The 19,375-nt window shown below is 72.8% G+C and carries 15 protein-coding genes and 1 pseudogene; 3 read left to right on the top strand and 13 right to left on the bottom strand.

Features of this window, described 5'->3' with window-relative positions; genetic code table 11:
* Position 1 precedes the first annotated feature (1 nt).
* From dxr to ASG83_RS09540, 3 genes are all read right to left on the bottom strand, one after another.
* Positions 2-1,093, bottom strand: a complete 1,092-nt coding sequence (gene dxr / locus ASG83_RS09550) for a 1-deoxy-D-xylulose-5-phosphate reductoisomerase (RefSeq protein WP_200959282.1) — start codon at positions 1,091-1,093, stop codon at positions 2-4.
* A 41-nt stretch (positions 1,094-1,134) separates the two neighbouring features.
* Entirely contained in the window at positions 1,135-2,139 is a 1,005-nt protein-coding gene (locus ASG83_RS09545; protein ID WP_235460163.1) for an FKBP-type peptidyl-prolyl cis-trans isomerase, read from the bottom strand.
* Positions 2,140-2,218: 79 nt separating this feature from the next.
* On the bottom strand, positions 2,219-2,704 hold the full coding sequence (locus tag ASG83_RS09540; RefSeq protein WP_055860466.1) for an OsmC family protein: 486 nt from the start codon (positions 2,702-2,704) through the stop codon (positions 2,219-2,221).
* Positions 2,705-2,758: 54 nt separating this feature from the next.
* Between ASG83_RS09540 and gabT the strand changes: the two genes are divergently transcribed.
* Positions 2,759-4,120 carry a 4-aminobutyrate--2-oxoglutarate transaminase gene (gabT, locus tag ASG83_RS09535; protein WP_055860463.1) on the top strand — a complete coding sequence of 454 codons (1,362 nt, stop codon included), beginning with the start codon at positions 2,759-2,761 and terminating at the stop codon, positions 4,118-4,120.
* Entirely contained in the window at positions 4,117-5,121 is a 1,005-nt protein-coding gene (locus ASG83_RS09530; RefSeq protein WP_235460161.1) for an asparaginase, read from the top strand. Before gabT ends, ASG83_RS09530 begins: the two co-directional genes overlap by 4 nt.
* Positions 5,122-5,145: 24 nt before the next feature.
* Here ASG83_RS09530 and ASG83_RS09525 read toward each other — a convergent pair whose 3' ends face one another.
* The 4 genes from ASG83_RS09525 to ASG83_RS09510 are packed head-to-tail and all read right to left on the bottom strand — an operon-like array spanning position 5,146 to position 9,320.
* Positions 5,146-5,901, bottom strand: a complete 756-nt coding sequence (locus ASG83_RS09525; protein WP_055862036.1) for an ABC transporter permease — start codon at positions 5,899-5,901, stop codon at positions 5,146-5,148.
* 38 nt (positions 5,902-5,939) lie between these two features.
* A complete protein-coding gene (locus ASG83_RS09520; RefSeq protein ID WP_055860460.1) occupies positions 5,940-6,851 on the bottom strand; it encodes an ABC transporter permease in 912 nt (303 codons plus the stop codon).
* Between the two features lie 3 nt (positions 6,852-6,854).
* The gene (locus ASG83_RS09515; RefSeq protein ID WP_055862034.1) at positions 6,855-8,069 is read right to left on the bottom strand and encodes an ABC transporter ATP-binding protein; all 1,215 of its coding nucleotides are present in this window, start codon (positions 8,067-8,069) and stop codon (positions 6,855-6,857) included.
* A gap of 45 nt (positions 8,070-8,114) precedes the next feature.
* Positions 8,115-9,320: a PotD/PotF family extracellular solute-binding protein gene (locus tag ASG83_RS09510; RefSeq protein WP_055860457.1), complete on the bottom strand. Its 1,206-nt coding sequence runs from the start codon at positions 9,318-9,320 to the stop codon at positions 8,115-8,117.
* Positions 9,321-9,574: 254 nt separating this feature from the next.
* Between ASG83_RS09510 and ald the strand changes: the two genes are divergently transcribed.
* On the top strand, positions 9,575-10,690 hold the full coding sequence (gene ald / locus ASG83_RS09505) for an alanine dehydrogenase (RefSeq protein ID WP_055860454.1): 1,116 nt from the start codon (positions 9,575-9,577) through the stop codon (positions 10,688-10,690).
* A gap of 40 nt (positions 10,691-10,730) precedes the next feature.
* Here ald and ASG83_RS09500 read toward each other — a convergent pair whose 3' ends face one another.
* The 6 genes and pseudogenes from ASG83_RS09500 to ASG83_RS09480 form a co-directional block, all read right to left on the bottom strand.
* The gene (locus ASG83_RS09500; protein ID WP_055860451.1) at positions 10,731-13,586 is read right to left on the bottom strand and encodes an FtsK/SpoIIIE domain-containing protein; all 2,856 of its coding nucleotides are present in this window, start codon (positions 13,584-13,586) and stop codon (positions 10,731-10,733) included.
* A 100-nt stretch (positions 13,587-13,686) separates the two neighbouring features.
* Entirely contained in the window at positions 13,687-14,517 is an 831-nt protein-coding gene (locus tag ASG83_RS09495; RefSeq protein ID WP_156711074.1) for an FHA domain-containing protein, read from the bottom strand.
* A 33-nt stretch (positions 14,518-14,550) separates the two neighbouring features.
* Positions 14,551-14,616: pseudogene (locus ASG83_RS13460) on the bottom strand (zinc-ribbon domain-containing protein); the annotation flags it as partial.
* Positions 14,613-16,949: a transglutaminase domain-containing protein gene (locus tag ASG83_RS09490; RefSeq protein ID WP_156711072.1), complete on the bottom strand. Its 2,337-nt coding sequence runs from the start codon at positions 16,947-16,949 to the stop codon at positions 14,613-14,615. The pseudogene ASG83_RS13460 and the gene ASG83_RS09490, both read right to left, overlap by 4 nt.
* 23 nt (positions 16,950-16,972) lie before the next feature.
* A complete protein-coding gene (locus ASG83_RS09485; RefSeq protein ID WP_235460157.1) occupies positions 16,973-18,385 on the bottom strand; it encodes a DUF58 domain-containing protein in 1,413 nt (470 codons plus the stop codon).
* On the bottom strand, positions 18,382-19,350 hold the full coding sequence (locus tag ASG83_RS09480) for a MoxR family ATPase (RefSeq protein ID WP_055860441.1): 969 nt from the start codon (positions 19,348-19,350) through the stop codon (positions 18,382-18,384). Before ASG83_RS09480 ends, ASG83_RS09485 begins: the two co-directional genes overlap by 4 nt.
* Positions 19,351-19,375 lie beyond the last annotated feature (25 nt).

Raw genomic sequence — 19,375 nt, 5'->3', positions numbered from 1 at the left:
GCTACGGGGCGAACGCGCCGCTCGCGATGAGCGCGTCGGCCTCGGCCCGCGCCCAGCGCTCCGCCTCCAGCACGCCCTGCAGCGTCATGGGCTGCGGCTCGTGCCGGTCGACCACCGCCCGCACGACGTCCAGGATGCCCAGGTAGCTCACCGCGCGATCGTGGAACGCGTGGACGGCCTGCTCGTTGGCCGCGTTGAACACGGCGGGGAAGGTCGCGCCCGCGACGCCGACGCTCTTCGCGAGCGCCACCGCCGGGAACGCCTCCTCGTCGAGCGGCTCGAAGGTCCAGGTGCTCGCGGTCGTCCAGTCGAGGGGCGCGCCGACGCCGACCACCCGATGCGGCCAGTCGAGGCCGAGCGAGATCGGCAGGCGCATGTCGGGCGGCGAGCACTGCGCGATCGTCGACCCGTCGACGAACTCGACCATCGAGTGGACGATCGACTGCGGGTGCACCGTGACGTCGATGCGGTCGAAGGGCACGTCGAAAAGCAGGTGCGCCTCGATGACCTCGAGCCCCTTGTTGACGAGCGTCGAGGAGTTCGTCGTGATGACCTTCCCCATGTCCCACGTGGGGTGCGCGAGCGCCTCGGCGGGCGTGACGCCCTCGAGCGAGGCGCGCGAGCGGCCGCGGAAGGGCCCGCCGCTCGCCGTCAGCACCAGACGCCGCACCTCGTGGTGCTCGCCCGCGAGCAGCGCCTGCGCGATCGCGGAGTGCTCGCTGTCGACCGGCACGATCTGGCCGGGCGCGGCGAGGCTCGTCACGAGCGAACCGCCGACGATGAGGCTCTCCTTGTTGGCGAGGGCGAGGATGCGCCCCGCCTGCAGCGCCGCGAGCGTCGGCGCGAGACCGACCGACCCGGTGATGCCGTTGAGCACGACATCGCAGTGCACGTCCCGCACGAGCTCGGCCGCGGCCTCGGCGCCGAGGGCGACGTGCTCCACGGAGTGGGCGCGCGCCTGGGCCTCCACGAGCTCGCGGTTGCGACCCGCCGCGAGCCCGACCACGCGGAAGCGATCGGGGTTCGCGGCGATGACCTCGAGCGCCTGGACGCCGATCGAGCCGGTGGAGCCGAGGATGATGACGTCGCGCATGGTCACCATCCTGCCCGACGCGCGCCGGGCATCCGTCGCCGCTAGCTCGTAGCGAGGATGTCGACGACGAAGACGATCGTGTCCTCCGCGCCGATCGATCCGTCGGGCGTGCCGCCCTGCGGGCCGTAGCCGAGCTCGGGCGGGATGATCGCGATGACCTGCGAGCCGACGAGCTGGCCGACGAGCGCGTCGCGGAAGCCGGGGATCACGCCGCTGGTCGGGAAGGATGCGGGCTGGCCGCGCTCCCAGCTCGAGTCGAAGATCTCGCCGGTGTTCCAGTTGATGCCGGTGTAGTGGACGGTCACGGTGTCGTCCGCGCCGACCTCCTCGCCGTCGCCCTGGATGAGCGTCGCGAGCTGGAACTCGGCCGGCGGCTCCTCGTCGGGGATCGTCACGGTCGGCGCGCCGTTCTCCGCGAGCTCGACGGCCGGGAAGCCCTCGGGTGGGTCCTCTGCGCTGCCCTCGGCGCGCTCGAGCTGCTTCGGGGCGATCGAGACGACGTCAGCGACGAATACGAGCGACTGCTCGGCCTCCAGCCCGAACTGGGGCTGGCCCTCGGCGCCGAACGCGTCGGCGGGCGGGATGACGCCGACGACGCGCGAACCCTCAGTGGCGCAGACGAGCGACTTCGACAGGCCGGAGAGCAGCTCGGACTCGCTGTCGACGAGCACCTGGACCGTCTGGCCGGCCTCGAACGTGGTCTCGATCTGCTCGGCGGTGCCGCCGTTGAGGATCGTGTAGTTGACGTTGACGGTGTCGCCCTCGGCGACCGCCGCGCCGTCGCCCTCGATGACGACGGTGCGCTCGGTCTCCTCCGGCTCCAGGGGGCCCTCGAAGGAGATCTCGGGCTGAGTCTCGAAGTCGCCGGCGACCGTGATGGCCTCGGAGGAGGCGCCCGAGGCGGCGGGCTCGCAGGCCTCGTTGGCGCGGTCGGCGGTGGAGTCCTCCGCGGCGGGGGTGCAGGCGGCGAGCGTCGCCACCAGACCGAGGGAGAGCAGAAGAGCGGAGGTGCGGCGCACGAGAGAGTCCTTTGCGTCAGCGGGCACGAAGTCCCCATCCTCCCACGGCCGGCCTTGGTGCGGGCTCCGAGCGGCGGCTCTGCCCCCGGCGGCGGCTCCCCCGCCTCTACGCGCTCGCGATGAGGATGCTCACCTCGTGGTGCACGGGGAAGCTCACCGAGTTCGCGATGAAGCACAGCTCGCTCGCCCTCTCGTGGAGCGCGCCTGCCCGGTCCGCATCCGCCCTCGTGTGATGCGCCGCGAGCGTCACGATCGGCCGCAGCGTCGCCTCGGTGAGCCGGCCGCCGTCGCCGACGGTCTCGAGGGTTCCCGTCGCGTCGTCGGAGTAGTCGACGACGACGAGCCCGTTCGCCGAGGCGACGTGCAGGTAGCTGAGCATGTGGCACTGGGCGAGGGCGGCGATCACGAGCTCCTCGGGGTTCCAGCGCTCGGCGTCGCCGTGGAAGGTGCGATCGCTCGACCCGTCGATCGCGTGGTTCTTGCCGTCGGCGAGGATGCGGTGGTCGCGCCCGTAGGCCCGGTACGAGGCCGTGCCCTCGCCCCTGTTGCCCGTCCACTCGATGCGGACGGCGTAGCCGTGGTGAGCGCTCATGATCGTTCCGCCTTCCGGCCCGGGCGGAGGACCCGGGAGTACACTCATCCCACCATGACTGACACCCTCTCCGCCTCCGTTCCGAGCGCCATGAGCGAGCACGAGGTCGCCCAGGAGCGCCGCATCGTCACCGCCGTTCCCGGCCCCAAGTCGCAGGCACTGCACGCGCGCCGCCTCGAGGTCGTCTCCGGCGGCGTCGGCACGACCCTCCCCGTCTACATCGACCGCGCGCACGACGCGATCGTCGTCGACGTCGACGGCAACCACTTCATCGACCTCGGCGGCGGCATCGGCGTCATGGGCGTGGGGCACACGAACGACGCGGTCGTCGCGGCCGTCCAGGAGCAGGTCGCCAAGGTCACCCACACGCTCTTCACCGTCACCCCGTACGAGCCGTACGTGCGCGTCGCCGAGCTGCTCGTGCAGCACACCCCCGGTGACCACGCGAAGAAGGTCGTGCTCGTGAACTCCGGCGCCGAGGCGCTCGAGAACGCGGTGAAGATCGCGCGCAAGCACACGGGCCGCAACGGCGTCGCGGTGCTCGACCACGGCTACCACGGCCGCACCAACCTCACCATGGCCATGAACTTCAAGGCCATGCCGTACAACCTCGGCTTCGGGCCCTTCGCGGGCGACGTCTACCACGCGCCGAACTCCTACCCCTTCCACGACGGCCTCTCGGGCGCCGAGGCCGCCAAGCGCACGATCTCGTACCTCGAGAAGCGCGTCGGCGCTCAGGACCTCGCGTGCCTCGTCGCCGAGCCCATCCAGGGCGAGGGCGGGTTCATCGTCCCCGCCGAGGGCTACCTGCTCGCGCTGCAGGAGTGGTGCACCGCCAACGGCATCGTCTTCGTCGCCGACGAGGTGCAGTCCGGGGTCGCGCGCACGGGCGCCTGGTACGCGAGCGAGCACTTCGGACTCGTCCCCGACATGATCACCACGGCCAAGGGCATCGCGGGCGGCATGGTCCTCGCGGGCGTCGTCGGCCGCGCCGAGATCATGGACTCCGCGCACGCGGGCGGGCTCGGCGGCACGTACGGCGGCAACCCCGTCGCGTGCGCCGCGGCGATCGCCGTCTTCGAGCAGATCGAGCAGCGCGGGCTCCTCCACGAGGCGGCGCGCATCGAGGGCACCCTCGTACCGCTGCTGCGCGAGCTCCAGGCCAAGCACCCCGTCATCGGCGACGTGCGCGGGATCGGCGCGATGATCGCGATCGAGTTCGTCGACCCCGAGACGCACGAGCCCGACGCCGCGACGGTGTCGCGCGTGGCCGCGGCCGCGGCGCAGAACGGCGTGCTCGTGCTCACCGCCGGGACCTACGGCAACGTGATCCGCTTCCTGCCCCCGCTCGTGATCACCGACGAGCTGCTGCGCGAGGCGGTCTCGGTGCTCGACGCCGCGCTCTCGGAGGCGTGAGCGCCCGCAGCGACGGCGCAGGTCGCGGGCACGGCGCGCTGACCGCGGCCGGCTCGGTCGAGCTCGCGGTCATCGAGCGGTCCGGCCTCGTCGAGTCGCGGCACCTGGGGGCCGCCGCGCTCGTCGACGCCGAGGGCCGCGTGCTGCGGGCCGTCGGCGACATCCGCGCCACCGTGTACCCCCGCTCGACCCTGAAGCCCCTGCAGTCGATCGCCGTGCTCGGCACGGGCGCGCGCTTCGCCGACGACGAGCTCGTGCTCGCGACCGCCTCGCACTGCGGCTCGCCCGCGCACGTCGCCGTCATCGAGCGGATGCTCGCGGCCGACGGGCGCGACGCCTCCGCTCTGCAGTGCCCGGCTCAGTGGCCCCTCGGCGCCGGCGCGCGCGCCGACCGCCGCGCCGCCGGCCTCGGCCCCTCCCGCACGACGATGAACTGCTCGGGCAAGCATGCCGGATTCCTGCGCGCGAGCGATGCGCTCGGCGCCGATGCCGCGACGTACCTCGATCCGGCCCACCCGCTGCAGCAGCGCATCCGCTCGACGATCGAGGAGTGGACGGGCGAGCCCGTCCGGCTCTCCAGCATCGACGGGTGCGCCGCTCCCCTGCACGCCACCTCGCTCGCGGCCCTCGCGCGCGGCATCGCCCGGGTCTCCGCCGGGAGCACCCCGGACGCCGCCCGCCTGATGCGCGCGATCGCCGCCGAGCCGTGGGCGATCGACGGCCCGGGTCGCGCCAACACCCTCGCCATCGAGCGGCTCGGTGTGCTCGCCAAGATCGGCGCGGAGGGGCTCGTCGTCATCGGCACCCGGTCAGGAGTCGCCGTGGCCGTGAAGGTGCTCGACGGCTCGATGCGCGCGACCACGCCGGTCGCGCTCGCCCTCCTGGTCGACGAGGGCCTCGTCGACGCCGACGCGGCCGCCGAGGTGCTCGCCGCGATCGTCGAGCCGGTGCTCGGTGGCGACGAGGTCGTCGGTGCGCTCCGCGTGACCCTCGACGGCTGAGGCCGGGCTCGGCGCCGTGCCCAGCTAGGACGTCTTCGCGAGCTTCCGTCGGCGCGCAGCCGCGGAGAACTGCGAGATCAGCACGAGCGCGATCGCGAGCAGGAAGACGCCCGAGGCGATGACGTTCGCCTCGGCCGGGATCCCGCGGGCGGCGGCCGTGTAGATGTACGACGGGAAGGTGACGTCGGCGCCGCGGTTGAAGTTCGTGATGATGAAGTCGTCGAAGCTCAGGGCGAACGACAGCAGCGCGGCGGCGATGATGCCCGGCAGCAGCAGGGGGAAGGTGATCCGCCAGAACACCTCGCGGGGGGACGCGTACAGATCGCGCCCCGCCTCCTCCAGCGCCGGGTCCAGGCTCGCGACCCGCGCACGCACCGTGACGACCACGAAGCTGATGCAGAACATCGTGTGGGCGAGGATGATCGTGCCGATGCCCTTGCCGACGCCGGCCTGCAGGAACTGCGCGGCGAGTCCCGCGCCGAGGACGACCTCCGGGGTCGCCATCGGCAGGAACAGCAGGAGCGTCGTGGCGGAGCGGAACCGGAAGCGGTAGCGCACGAGCGCGATCGCGATCATCGTTCCCAGGGTCGTGGCGAGCACCGTCGCCACGACGCCGATGAGGATGCTGTTGCCGAAGGCCTCGCAGACTCCCTGCGCGTCGCAGACGTTGAGCCAGTTGTCGAGGGTGAAGCCGCGCCAGACGATGTTGGTGCGGCGCGAGTCGTTGAACGAGAACACGATCGTGTAGACGATGGGCACCATCAGGAACACGAGCGCCATGATCGAGTAGATCCAGATCGCGTACTTCCCGAAGCCTCTCACAGCAGGTCCTCCGTTCCGCTGCGCTTCACATACGCGCTCACCAGGATCAGGATCGCGGCCATCAGCACGAGGGAGAGCGCGGCGGCGGCCGGGAAGTTCTGCAGCACCAGGAAGTTCGCCTCGATGACGTTGCCGATCATGGCCGTATCGGTGGAGCCGAGGAACTCGCGGCTCGCGTTCACGTAGTCGCCCGCGGCGGGGATGAACGTCAGCAGCGTTCCCGACATGATGCCGGGGGCCGCGAGCGGCAGCGTCACGCGGAAGAACGTCGACCGGGGGCTCGCGTACAGGTCGCCGCCCGCCTCCACATAGCGCAGGTCCAGCCGCTCGAGGGAGGTGTAGATCGGCAGCGTCATGAAGGGGATGAAGTTGTAGGTGAGGCCGAAGACGACCGCGAACGCCGAGCCCGTGATCGCGGCATCCCCCGGAAGGATCGCGAGCGCCTGCAGGAAGCCGACGATCGGGCCCTCGTCCGAGAACAGCTGCTTCCACGCGATGGTGCGCAGCAGGAACGAGATGAAGAACGGGGCGATGACGAGGACGAGCGCGAGCGCCTGCAGGAGCGGCCAGCGACGCAGCGTGATGCCGACGAAGTAGGCGAGCGGGAACCCGATCAGCAGGGCGAAGAGCGTCGCGAGCGCGGCGAATCCGAACGCCCGGATCGTCTGCGGCCAGTACTGCTCGAGAACGGTGACGTAGTTCTCCCAGCGGAAGGCGTTCTCGAACTGGCCGAACAGCACCGGGTCGGGCTGCTGAAGGCTCGTGATGACGAGCGAGAACAGCGGGACGAGGAAGAAGAGTCCGAGGTAGAGGAGCCCGGGCAGCAGGAGCAGAAGAGCGATCGGGCTCTTCCTGCGGGCTACCGGCTCGGCCGCCGTCGTGGCGGTCGCGAATGCGCCGAAGGCCATGGGTCAGGCCCCCTCCAGCTCCGCCTCGAGCTGCTCGCGGCGCTGCGTCGCGATCATGCTCGTGTCGGTGTCGTCGTCGAACCGGTGCGCGGGAAGCTCCGAGGGCTCGTCCGCGAGCCCGAAGGTGTGCCCGACGTCCCAGGTCATCCAGACCTGGTCGCCGTCGCGGTGCATGCGGGAGATGCTCGTGTTCTGCGCGAACACGGTGAAGAGGCCGAAAACGGGCGAGCTCACCTCGTACTGCGTGCTGACTCCGCTGAACGACACGTCGGTGATGCGCCCGGGGCCGACCATGTTACGGCCGGAATCGCGCGCTGGTTCGGTGGCGTGCAGGGTCACCTTCTCCGGGCGGACGCCGATCGCGACCTCGCCCGAGTGGCGCGAGGCGCGGTCGCGGGGAACCTCGACGCGGTTGCCCGCGACATCGACGACCATCGACGAGCCGGTCGCGCTGACGACCTGGCCCGACATGATGTTCGACTGACCGAGGAAGGTCGCCACGAAGGCCGTGCGCGGCAGCTCGTAGAGCTCCTGCGGCGCGCCCATCTGCTCGATGACGCCCTTGTTCATGACGGCGACGGTGTCGGCCATAGTCATGGCCTCCTCCTGGTCGTGCGTCACGTGGAGGAAGGTGAGCCCGACGGTGTCCTGGATTCCCTTGAGCTCGATCTGCATCTGGCGGCGCAGCTTCAGATCCAGAGCGCCGAGGGGCTCATCGAGCAGCAGCAGCGCAGGACGGTTCACGATCGCGCGGGCGAGCGCCACGCGCTGCTGCTGACCGCCCGAGAGCTGGGAGGGCTTACGGGACGACACGTGGTCGAGCTCCACGAGACGCAGCGCCTCGTGAGCCAGAGCATCCGCATTCGCCATCTTGCGCCTCTTCAGCCCGAACGCGACGTTCTCGATGATCGTCATGTGCGGGAACAGCGCGTAGCTCTGGAACACCGTGTTGACGGGGCGCTGGAAGGCCTTCGTCGCCGTAACGTCCTTCCCGCCGATGAGGATCCGCCCGGCGGTGGGCTCCTCCAGACCGGCGATGAGCCGCAGGGTCGTCGTCTTACCGCAGCCGGAGGGGCCGAGCAGGGCGAAGAACGATCCGGCGGGGATGCGCAGATCCAGGTCCTCGATGGCGGTGAAGCCGGGGAACCGCTTGGTGATGCCGACCAGTTCCAGGTCGGCACCCGCCTCGGCGAATCCCGACTGCGGAACAGCGCTGATGGACACCTCGGTGGTGCTCCTTCGGATGAGTGGGGTGGAGTCGGACTACGAGCCGAGCAGGATGCTCTGGAACGACGACTGGAACTCGTTCTCCTCCTGGGCGGTGAGCCCGCGGAAGATCTTCGCGTTCGCGAGAGTCTCGGCGTTCGGGAAGATGAGCTGGTTCTCGGCGACCTCAGGATCGATCGCGAGCGCCGCCTCCTTCGCGCCCTCGACGGGGGTGATGTAGTTCACCCAGAGCGCCACCTCCGCCGCGACCTCGGGCTCGTAGTAGTAGTTGATGAGCTTCTCAGCGTTCGTCTTGCGTGGCGAGCCGATCGGGATGAGGAAGTTGTCGTTCCAGAGCGTCGCGCCGCCCTCGGGCAGCACGAACTTCCACTTCTCGTAGCCGGCCTCGTAGTTGAGCAGCGTGATGTCTCCCGACCAGCAGATCGCGGCGAGGGTGTCGCCGTTGACCAGGTCCTCCGAGTACGCGTTGCCGCGGACGTTGCGGATCTGACCGGACTCGACCTGCTCGCGGAAGACGTCGAGCGCCGCGTTGAACTCGTCGGCCGAGAAGTCGCCCGAGATGTCGACGCCCTGCTCGAGCATGATGACGCCGATCGTGTCGCGCATCTCCGAGAGCACACCGACGCGGCCCTTGAGGTCGGGTCGCCAGAGGTCGCTCACCGCGCGCACCTCGTCCGTCTCGTCGGTGTTGTAGCAGATGCCGGCGAAGCCGCCCTGCCACGGCAGCGAGTGCACGCGGCCCGGGTCGAACTGAGGGTCCTGCAGGCTCGCGACGAGGTTGGCCGCGTTGGGGATGTTGTCCTTGTTGAGCTCCTGCGTGTACCCGAGCTGGATCCAGCGGTTGACCATCCAGTCGGTCAGGCAGACCGTGTCCGCCCCGATGTCCTGACCGAGGGCGAGCTGGTCGCGGACCTTCGCGAAGTAGGAGTTGTTGTCGTCGACGTCGATGAGGTAGTTGACCTCGATGCCCGACTCCTCCTGGAAGCGCTGGAGCGTCGGGTAGTTGCCGTCGTCGTCCTCGTCGATGTAGAGCGGCCAGTTCGCCCAGTTGAGCGTCTTGTCGCTCTCGGACTGATCCTCGGCGGGCGAGACCTCCTCGGAGCCGGTCGAGCACGCTGCGAGAGCCAGTGCCGTGGCGCCCGCGCCGGTGCCGGCCAGCATGGCGCGGCGGCTGATCTGCGCCCGCTTGGCCTGTGCGATGAGGCTGCGGATCATCGGGTCTTCGGGAAGCGGACGGTGCATGGCGCTGCTCCTAACGCGAATCAGGTACGACGGTGTACTCGGGTTCTGTGACGGTGGGTCGATACTGGCACACCGCTTCCGGCATCGCACCATGTGCGGCCCGATTCGTCCATTCTGAAACACAATCTTCACGAAATCAGCACATCCGGGCGAAAAAACGTGCGGAATCCATCGCCCCGTGACGCTACGCTGATGCCGCAGCGCACCGTGGCGATGTGACCCGGGACGACGCTCGCCGACACAGGAGAGAGAACATGAGAATCGCGGTTCCCGCGGAGGTCAAGAACAACGAGTACCGGGTCGCGATCACGCCGGCCGGAGTGCACGATCTCGTCGCCAACGGGCACGAGGTCATCGTGCAGGCGGGCGCCGGACTCGGCTCCTCCATCACCGACGACGAGTACGCGGCGCAGGGCGCGCGCATCGTCGCCGACGCCGCCGCCGTGTGGGGCGAGGCGGAGCTCCTGCTGAAGGTCAAGGAGCCGATCGCCTCCGAGTACGCCCACTTCCGCCCCGGCATGGTGATGTTCACCTACCTGCACCTCGCCGCGGAGAAGGAGCTCACGCAGGCGCTGCTCGACTCGAGCGTGACGGCGATCGCCTACGAGACCGTCCAGCTGCCCTCGCGCGCGCTCCCCCTCCTCGCCCCCATGAGCGAGGTCGCGGGCCGACTCGCCCCCATCGTCGGTGCGAACGCCATGATGCGCCCCAACGGCGGGCCGGGGCTCCTCGTGCCCGGAGTCCCGGGCACCCACCCCGCGGACGTCGTCGTCCTCGGTGGCGGCGTCGCCGGGACGAACGCGGTGGCGATGGCCGTCGGCCTCGGCGCGCGCGTCACCGTGCTCGACACGAACATCCAGCGCCTGCGTGAGCTCGACGCGCTCTACGCCGGCAGGGTCCAGACGATCGCCTCGAACGGCTACGAGATCGAGCGCGCCGCGGTGCGGGCCGACATGCTCATCGGGTCGGTGCTGATCCCCGGGGCGAAGGCGCCGAAGCTCGTCAGCAACGAGCTCGTCTCGCGCATGAAGCCGGGCAGCGTTCTCGTCGACATCGCCGTCGACCAGGGCGGCTGCTTCGCCGACTCGCGGCCGACGACGCACGCCGAGCCGACCTTCACGGTGCACGACAGCATCTTCTACTGCGTCGCGAACATGCCGGGCGCCGTGCCGTCGACCTCAACGCACGCCCTCACGAACGCGACCATGCCGTACGTCCGCGCGATCGCGAACCGTGGCTGGCGCGACGCGCTCCGCGCCGACCCCGCCCTCGCCCTGGGGCTCAACACGCACGACGGCAGCGTCACCAACGAGCCCGTCGGCGCGGCCCACGGGCTGGACTCGATCGAGCTCGCGAGCGCGCTCGCCTGAGCCGCACCCGGCCGGCCCCGCCCGCGCGGGGCTGGCCGGGTCACACGTCGCGACCGGCCCCGAGGCGCAGCGCCTCCCATCGCGCGCGGATCGGACGGCGCCCGTCGACCACGATGACCTCGTCCTGCGCTCCCTCGTCGCGGAGGGGGATGCTCGCGCGCGCGCCGAGCACGGCGCGCGCGTCGCTCTCGCCGGCGTCGACGAGCACCACGTCGCCCTCGCGTCGCGCGAGCGCGAGCGCCGCCCATGCGGCCTGCCACGACTCGGCGTCGGCGACGACGATCCACCCGGGGTGCGGCGGCGTCAGGCGCGATGACGTCGGATCCGATGGCTGCGGGTGCGGCGGCGGCGGATGCGGCGACTCGGTGGAGCCCGAGGGCGGCATGCTGACCGCACTGGACAGCACGGCGGGATCGGTCGCGACCGCGATTCCCGCGCGGCGCAGGCGATCGGCGGTGACCGCGGGCCGCGGCGAGACGACCGCGGTCGGACGCCCCGGGGTCGGGCGCCAGAGCGGAACCTCGGGCAGGCGCGGCCCGGGGGGCGGGCCCTCCGGCTCGATCAGCTGCACCGCCCGGCCCCGCCAGCGTCCGCGACCGGGCGGGGCCGCGGCATCGAAGTCTCCCGGTGCGCCACCGGCGGCACGATGATCGTCGAGCGAGGCGGCCCGGAGCAGGAGGACCGAGTCGAAGCGGCCAACGACGCCGGAACGGGCGCGCAGGACCGATGAGCAGCTCGCCACGAGGGAGCCTCCCCGTCGGCGGAGCCGGCGATCGATCGCGTCGAGCGCGTCGAGGACGTCCAGCGCTCGGTCGCCCGCCTCGGCGACGAGCGCGTCGATCTCCGAGGCGATGAGCACGAGCGGGCGAGGAGGGGCGGCGGCCTGCGCGGTCGCTCCGTCGAGCTCGTCGCGGAGCTCCGCGAGCACGCCGAGCGCGTCGGCGAGCCCCGCAGGCAGCACCACGACGTCGCACTGGGCCTCCCCCGCGCTGCGCGCGATCATCGCGAGGGCCTCCGCCGCTCCGCTCCCCCGCGCGCCGACGACGAGCAGCGCGCCGTCGCGCTGCGGATCCCATTCGCCACGCACGCGACGCTGCCGATCGGGATCATCGACAGCACCCAGTGCCAGCCGGAGCGGCGGGGTCGAGGCGGCGGGCGCATCCCCCTGCGGCACCGGCGCCCAGGGGTCGGGCGCGGCGAGCGCGCTCGGCGCCCCGGTCTCCGCGTCGAGCGCCCGCGCCTCAGCGCGCGTGACGCGGGCCGGGAGGGGCGGGAGCCAGGGCCGCGCGGCTCGCGGGGCCGCCGCCCATCGAGCGGCGACCGCCTCGATGTCCGCCGGGGCGATCGTGGCGATGTGGACGGCGCGCGATCGACCGGCGACGGCGAGCACCGCCCGCCCGGCGGGAGACCCGTCCGGCGGGGGCGGACCGGGAAGGAGCCCAACGGCATCGGACGCGCTGGCCATGCGGAACGCGAGCCGGATGCCGCAGTTCGCGGCGACCGCATCGCGGACCACGCCGCCGGGTCGCTGCGTGCAGAGGACGAGATGGATGCCGAGCGAGCGCCCGCGGGCAGCGAGATCGGCCACGAGGGCCTGCAGCTCGGGGAAGCTCTCGACGAGGACGGCGTACTCGTCGACGAGGATGAGCAGTCGCGCAAGGGCCGCGGGCGGCAGCTCGCCGATGTCCCGCGCCCCGTGCTCGAGGAGGGCCGTCTCGCGCCGCCGGATCTCCGCGCGCAGGCTGCGGAGCGCGCGCTCGGCGGCGACCGCGTCGAGATCGGTGAGCAGGCCCGACACGTGCGGGAGGGCGGCGAGCTCCGCGAAGGCGGACCCGCCCTTGAAGTCGACGAGGAGGATCGATCGCTCGGCGGGGGCGCCGCCGGCCGCCCATGCGAGGGCGACCGTGCGGAGGAACTCGCTCTTGCCGCTGCCCGTGGTGCCGCCGACGAGAGCGTGCGGGGCGTCGCCGAGCAGGTCGAGCTCGACGAGCCCCTCAGCATCGACCCCGATGACGCCGGGCGCCCGGAGCGCCGGCGCCCCCGAGGACTCCGATGCGGGCGACGCCACCGGCGCGACGAGCGCCGCCCAGCGCAGGGACTCGGGCAGCGCGGGCGTCGCCGTCGCACGGCGATCGACGATCGCGGCGTGCTCGCGACGCGTGGCGCCCTCGGGGCGGATGAGGCGCTCGCGGCCATCCGGCAGGCGAAGGCGCGCACGCGTGGGCGATTCCACGATCAGGTCGACGGACGCCGACGCGGACTCCCCCGACCGGACGGGAGCGGCCTCCGTGGGAACGCGCTCGACCGAGCAGCCGGGATGCAGATCGACGAGTCGTGCGATCGAATCCGCGGCCCTCCCCCGACCGATCACGCGGACCGGGCCGGCGGGGACGACGACGGGGAGAGCCGGGTGGGTCGCGGCCTGCGCGACGAGGTCGGCGAGGCGCTGAGCGGTCGGCCCGTCCTCCAGCACCGGCGGCCTCTCCGGCGCGATCGCGCTCGGGGCCGGGGCGACCCCGAGCCGGACGGGCGCCTCCGGCGTGACACCCGGGTCGCGGGCGCGGACGCGCTCGTGCACGGGCGGATGCGCGGCGTCGGCGCGCGCACGCTCGAGGGCGTGCAGCTCGGGCACCCGGGCCAGCCATGCGCTGCAGTCGCGATCGAAGCGGGCCGCCTCGTCGCGCACGTGACGACGGGCGGTGCGCCGGGAGTCCAGCGCGGTCGCGATCGCGATGAGGGGGCTGAGCGCGGCGAACACGAGAACGAAGACCGAGCCGGTGATCAGGAGGATCACCACGGCGCCGATCGCCGGGGCGATGACGGCGATCACCGGGAACGGCGTACGCGGAGGGGGCGACGGCGGGGCGGGGAGCGGGGGCATGACGAGCGCGGTCATGCACGGAGTCAAGCGCGGACGACACGAATGACGGACGGGCCGGAACGAGCTCGTGGAGCCAGGTGGCGGGCGACCGCGCTGGGGAGGAGCGGCGCCCCGGTCAGCTCACGACGACGAACTGCTCGCCGATGTCGATGCGCGTTCCGCGCACCACGCGGTACCGGCGCCCGGGTTCGCAGTAACGGGGCTCGGAGCCGGGCTCGCGGATGACAGAGCCGTTGCCCGAATGGCGATCGCTGACCCAGAACACCCCGTTGTCCTGACCGAACTCGAGGTGCGACTTCGACACGGAGCGACCCGGGTCGACGATCGTCACGATGTGGTCGACCGCCTCGCCGGGCTCGGGGCTCGGGTTGCGGCCGATGATGCCGGAGCCGAGGACCGTGTAGCTCTCGCCCGTGGAGAACTGGAGGACGAAACGGGCTCCGGTGGAGCCGCGCGGGACGAGACGGGTGTTCTCGGTGTCGGGCTCGAGAGTGGACTCGGGCGGCGACGACACGAGCGGGGCCGGTCTCGGGGCCGGGGCGACCGCGGGCGCGGGCGGGGTGGCCGGGGCCGGGGTGGCCGCGGGCGCTGGCATCGGGACGGGCGCCGAGGTCGCGCTCACCGACGCCGGGCTCACCGCGGCCGGGCTCGCGATCGTCTCCTGCCCCACGATCGGGACCGGCGCGAGCGCCTCGCCGCACGTGCCGCAGAACAGGTCGCCGGGCTCGGGCCGCGTGCCGCAGCGGGAGCAGCCGCTCGGGGCGGCCTGCGCGACCTCCGCCCGACGCGGGCCGCCGTCGACCGGCAGGACGGAGGCGACGCCCGGCAGGACGGACGCGACGGCCGGCGGGGCGAGCGGCGGCTCGTCGGGCTCGGGCGGCGTCGCGGGCGTGATGGAGAGCGGCTCGCTCGCCGAGAACGGCATCGCCGTCGAGCTCAGCGTCACGGGAGGCACGACAGGTCCGCGCGCGGCGACCGAGCGCCCGCATTCGCCGCAGAACATGGCGATGGGAGGGAGAGTGGCACCGCAGTGCTGGCAGATCACGGCGCTCGCCTCCCCGGCTCGGTGCTCGAGCGGCCAGGATACCGGCGCAGCGAGCGCACGGAGAGCGCGGCGCGCCACCGGTCGCGGCGGCGGCGGCCCGCATCGAGACCGGCTCTCACGGCGTCCACGGCGGTCCAGACCCGGTCGGCCTCCCCGGGCTGCGGCGGCTCGGGCGCGTAGTCGACCCGATCGGCGACACGGGCGAGCACGCCCGCCTGCGGCTGGCCGATGATCCCCGCGACCTCGCGCCGGGTCGCGCCGACGGGGATGTCGAGGCCGTGGTCGGCGGCGGCGTCCGTGAGCTCGCGCCATCCGCCGAGGATCCGCAGGGTCGGGTCCGCGGCGCGCCGTCGCCGCCTCCGGCGCCCCGCCTTCGCCGCGACGACGCCCACGAACGGCGCCGCGATCAGCGCCATGGCGAGCAGGACGATGCCGCCGATCCGCGCAATGGCGAGCAGGAGGGCGAGGAGCGGATCCTCGTCCGGCCGCTCCCCCGGCTCGATCTCCGGGGGCGCCTGCTCGTCGGCTACGGGCGGCACCTCGGCGGGAGGCTGAACGGCGTTCTGCGGCCGCGACACCGGCACGGGCTCCTGCGGCTCGGCGGGCGGGATCTCCCGCTCGGGCGGCATGACGTCGATGGGTACCCAGCCCTCCCCCGCGACGTCGACCTCGATCCACGCGGTGAGCTGGTCGGAGCGCAGGCTCGCCTCCTCGCCGTCGAGCGGCCCGTAGCCGAGCACGACGCGCGACGGGAAGCCGAGCTCGCGGGCGACGAGCGCGGCGAGCACGGCGTACTGCTCGGCGTCGCCCACCATCGGTCGTCGGGTGACGAGCTCGCCGATGCGGTCGAGAGAGTGTCCGGAGCGGCTCGCCGGCTCGTCGGGGTCCACCCCGTGCGAGATGTAGCCCTGCTCGCGGATCGCGTCGAGCGCGGCCTGCAGCCGCGCGCCCGCGCCGTCGACGCCCGCTGTCACGCCATCGAGCCAGGTCCGGACGTCCTCCGAGACGGCGGCGATGCCGGGCACGGCGGTGGCGCCGGGCGCGCTGTCGGCGAGGCGGATGCTCGGCTCCTCCTCCACGACGGCGTCGAGCTCGTAGACGGTCTCGGGTGCGGCGCCGCCGATCAGCACGGCCGTGCCGGTCGTCGCGTTGAGGCGCACGCGGTCGCGCAGGTCGGCGGAGTCATCGCCCGCGAAGCGCACTCCGCGGAACTCGCCGACCGTCGGGAGCCAGCTGCCGGTGCTCTCGAGCAGCTCGATCCGGATGGTCGCGCGCTCGCCCGGCGTCTCGACCTCGCGCTCCGTCGGGATCCGCACGAAGCGCCCCGACGCCGCCGCCACCTCCGAGCTGCCGACCGCGAAGACCACGCCGTCGTAGCTGTCGAGGGTGGCGACGCGCAGGCGCGAGCCCGCCGGCGCGCCCGAGACCCGCAGAGCGATCGTGGATGCCCGGTCGAGGGAGAACGCGGAGCGGTACGCCGCGAGGGGGCTGGGCAGGTCGCGCGGATCGAAGGGCCGCTCGACGATCGAGCGCAGCACCACGCGATCCGCGGGCGGGGCGAGCGCGTCGGCGGCCGCGACGCCCGCGCCCACGGCGATGAGGAGCAGCACCGTCGCGGAGGCGAACGCGCGGGCGACGGCGCCGCGGGCATCCACCGGGTTCGCCGCGCCGCCCGCGCGGAGCGACTCGGTCCGGCGATGGCGCCGGAGAACCGCGATCCAGAGCATGAGGACGACTCCGAGCCCTGCCGCGATGCTGAGAGGGAGCGGCCGATCGTCGCGACCGAGCGCGATGGCGAGGACGAACCCGAGAGCGGGCACCGCGGTCGCGAGCGCGGGGCGGCGGGTCCGCAGAGCGATCGACGCCGTGAGCAGCGGGCCGACGTAGAGGAGCACGAGGGCGGGCACGAGGAGGGCCTGGTACGACCCGACGGGCAGATCGATCGTCAGGAGCTGGCGCCAGCCCAGTACGATCCCCGAGGCCAGTTCGAGGAGCCCCGCGGGCTCCGGCAGGATGCCGTACACGGTGCGCCCCGGCACGGCGAGAGGCACGCCGACGATCGTGAGCACCGCGACGGAGGCGAGGATGCCGCCCCACGCCGGCCAGCGCAACAGAGCACCGGCTGCCGCGATCGCGGTGCCCGCGGCGATCGCGATGACCGCGAGGAGAACGTACGGCGCGGCCCGGTACACGGGCCAGAGCGCGACGGCGACGAGCGCCCAGGCGAGGAGGGTGAAGACGATCGCGGAGGCGAGGATCGCGGAGCGGGGCGGCGCGGCGCGGGGTGCCGGCCGGGGCCGAGGCGTTCGCCCTCCGCCGGGACGCGACGTCACCGCGGAGCGCGAGGGCCGACCGCTCACCACTGCTCGGCCCCCCGCATCGCGCGGCGCAGGTCGGCGAGCGAGCCGATCGTGACGACGCTCAGCCCGCTGAGGCGCCTGCGGCCCGGCACGTGCTCGGGGTCGCACTGGATCGCGACGACCTCGACCGAGGGCGGGAAGGCCGCCGCCGCCGTGCGCAGCCGCGCCGGTCGCACGCTCGAGCCGATGACGAGGAAGGCGACCGAGACGCCGCGCGCGCTGCCGCCGGCGAGTCGGCTGACGTCGACGACGCCGAGCGCCGCGGGACTGAGGTCGACGAGGGCGAGATCGTCGAGCAGGCGGTGCGGGGCGATCGTGGAGAGGTCGCGCGTCGCGACGACGGTGCGCTTGGCGAACTCGGGCGTGAGCTCGGAGACGACGACCGAGACCTCGCGCGCGTCGCGGATAGCGCGGGCGCCCAGGCTTCCCGCGACGCTCACCGCGAGCTCGAACTCGGCGTCGGAAGCGAAGTCGATGCTCGCGATGCTGAGCGCGACGACGAGGTGGCTGCGCCGGGTCTCCTCGAACTGGCGCACCATGAAGGTCCCCGTCTTCGCCGTCGACTTCCAGTGGATGTGCCGCCGATCGTCACCCGGCGTGTACTCGCGCAGCGCGTGGAAGGCGAGATCGCTCGGCGTCAGGTCGCGCGTGGGCTGGCCCTCCAGATCGCGCACGAGCCCGCTGGAGGTCGACGGGATGTCGATCGTGCGCGGGTGGACGATGATCTCGACGGGCTCGGTGAAGGTCACCTCGCGTCGCACGAGGCCGATCGGGTCCGCCCGCACGGTGCGGACCGGACCGAGGACGAGACGGCCGCGGCGCGTCGTGGGCACGGGGATGTCGCGGTCGAGCCGGGCGCCGTGCGCGAGGCCGGGGAGGGCCACCGGCACGATCCCCTGCCCGACCGGCACGTCGAGGGACACCCCGAAGGCGCGTCGGCGCGAGGAGTTCGTGACCGCGAGCCGGGCGAGGGCGGCATCGCCGACCGCGATGCGGCTCGGGGGCGTCACGAGCTCGACGACGAGCGGCGTGCGACCGATCAGGTACAGCAGGGCCACGAGGGCGAGAGCGGCCGCCGCCACGCCGATGACGACGAGCTCGCGCCAGCCCCACAGGTACCCGGCGAGGAGCGCGAGCGGGGCGATCGCGGCGAGGGTCCACCCGACGGGCGTGACGACCGCCGAGGCGGCGCGGCGCACGCGATCGAGGCCCGCGCCCAGGGCGCGAGCGATGCGGACGGCGGCGACCAGGGCATCCGCCGTCACGCCGGTCCGCGTGCCGACGATGCGCGTGCGCGCGGTCGTCACCGTTGAGGTGAGAGTTCCCTCCTCCACGCCGCGGTGCGCGCGCTCCTCGGTGCGGCCGCGCGTCGCGGTGCGCCTGGAGTGCTCGACGGTGCGTGAGGTCACACGGCGACCCGATCGCTCGGCGGCGGGGTCTCGAGCAGCACCTGCCCCATGACGGAGGACGCGGTCACGCCGTCGAACTCCGCCTCGGGGTCGAGGATGAGCCGGTGCCCGAGCACCGGCTCGACGAGCGCCTTCACGTCATCGGGGATGACGTAGTGACGCCCCTCGACCGCGGCGTACGTCTTCGCGCAGCGCACGAGCGCGAGAGCCCCGCGCACGCTCGCGCCGAGCCGGACGTCCTCGTGCGCGCGCGTCGCCTCCACGAGCCGGGCGACGTAGTCGGTGATGACGGGGTCGACGTGCACCGTGCGGGCCGCGCCGATGAGGTCGCGGACGACGTCGAGGCCGACGACGGGCTCGAGCTTCGAGGCTCGGGGGCCGCCCGCCCCGTCGAGGATGCGCACGGTCGCGGAGTGATCCGGGTATCCGATCGCGGTCTTCATGAGGAAGCGGTCGAGCTGCGCCTCGGGCAGGCGGTAGGTGCCGGCCTGCTCGATGGGGTTCTGGGTAGCGATGACGAGGAACGGGGCCTCGACCTCGTGCTCGACGCCGTCGACGGTGACGTGCCCCTCCTCCATGACCTCCAAGAGCGCCGACTGCGTCTTCGGCGAGGCGCGGTTGATCTCGTCGGCGAGCACGATCGTCGCGAAGACCGGCCCCCTGTGGAAGGAGAACTCGCCCGAGCGCTGGTCGTAGACGGTGATGCCCGTGATGTCGCCGGGCAGCAGGTCGGGAGTGAACTGCACGCGCGTCGTGGTGCCGCGGATGCTCTGCGCGAGCGCGCGGGCGAGCGAGGTCTTGCCCGTGCCGGGCACGTCCTCCAGCAGCAGGTGCCCCTCGCTCAGCATCGCCGTGAGGCTCAGGCGGATCACGTAGCTCTTGCCGAGGAGGACCTGCTCGACGTTGGCCACGATGCGGCCGGCGATGTCGGCGAACCAGCGCGCCTGGTCGGGGGTCATGGTCATTGCGGTGCTGCCTCTCGTCGACGGA

The sequence above is a fragment of the Yonghaparkia sp. Soil809 genome (assembly GCF_001429705.1).
GTDB lineage: Bacteria > Actinomycetota > Actinomycetes > Actinomycetales > Microbacteriaceae > Microcella.
Note: the sequence above shows the minus strand (reverse complement) of the source record. Positions and strands in the feature narration are given on the sequence as shown.